The sequence below is a fragment of the Chryseobacterium hagamense genome (assembly GCF_007991455.1).
Taxonomy (GTDB): Bacteria; Bacteroidota; Bacteroidia; order Flavobacteriales; family Weeksellaceae; genus Chryseobacterium; species Chryseobacterium hagamense.
In genome coordinates, this window is record NZ_BJYJ01000088.1 from 1 (window position 1) to 889 (window position 889).

1 protein-coding gene is annotated in these 889 nt (G+C 39.1%); it reads left to right on the forward strand.

Annotation, left to right across the window (positions count from 1 at the left end; all coding sequences use genetic code 11):
* Positions 1-88 precede the first annotated feature (88 nt).
* On the forward strand, positions 89-856 hold the full coding sequence (locus CHA01nite_RS20360) for an IS5 family transposase (RefSeq protein ID WP_146944827.1): 768 nt from the start codon (positions 89-91) through the stop codon (positions 854-856).
* The last annotated feature ends 33 nt before the right edge of the window (positions 857-889 follow it).

Sequence of the window (889 nt, forward strand, 5' to 3'; positions counted from 1 at the left end):
AGAGCTTGTTTAAAAAAGAAATTTAGAAATAATTTGTAAAATAAGCCGGTCAGTCGGAACTTTGTATTTCACCACAAAATCAGAGTTCATGACAAAGAAATATCTTCGCCTGACTGACGGGCAGTGGCAAGTTATAAAAAATTTTTTACCTGTTAAAACAAAAGGTCATTATGCCTTGCGTGATTTAATTGATGCGATCCTATGGATTCTCCGTACAGGCTGCCAATGGCGTAATCTTCCTGAAAACTTCCCAAAATGGGAAAGTGTGTATTATCATTTCCGTAAATGGGGTAAAGACGGTACTTTGAATAGACTAAACGCGAAGCTTAATAAAATGGAGAGAAAACGTCAGGGGAAACACCGGACCCCGAGTCTTTTTTCTATTGACAGCCAGAGTATTAAGTCAGGTCCTTTTACCAGTATGGAGAAAGGGGTTGACGGCAATAAGAAAATTAACGGAAGGAAACGTCATGTGATTACCGATACCTTAGGGCTGATCTGGGGAGTAAAGGTAGGTCCGGCACATCAGCCGGACGGATACGCAGCACAGGATGTTATTGAGCCTTTGCTGGGCTATCTTGACCGGATGAAAAAAATATTGGGTGACCAGGCCTATAAAAAAGGATTTATTGATTGGGTCAAGGAGCATGTCATAGGATTGGAAATTGAGATTTCTTCTACTCCTCCCTCAGAAAAAGGATTTGTCCCTTTAAAGTGGAGATGGGTTACCGAAAGGACTTTTGGAACCTTTAATTTCTTCAGACGGCTGGATAAAGACCATGAAAAGACACCTGAAAGTCAGGAATATTGGATATTATGGCAGAATTGTCAAATTATCCTCAATAAAATCAAATAAGTATTAGAAATCTTTTTTAAACATGCTCTTAAA

Coding starts and splice junctions, on each gene's coding strand:
- CHA01nite_RS20360 (WP_146944827.1), top strand. CDS start 89: ATGACAAAGAAATATCTTCGCCTGACTGACGGGCAGTGGCAAGTTATA.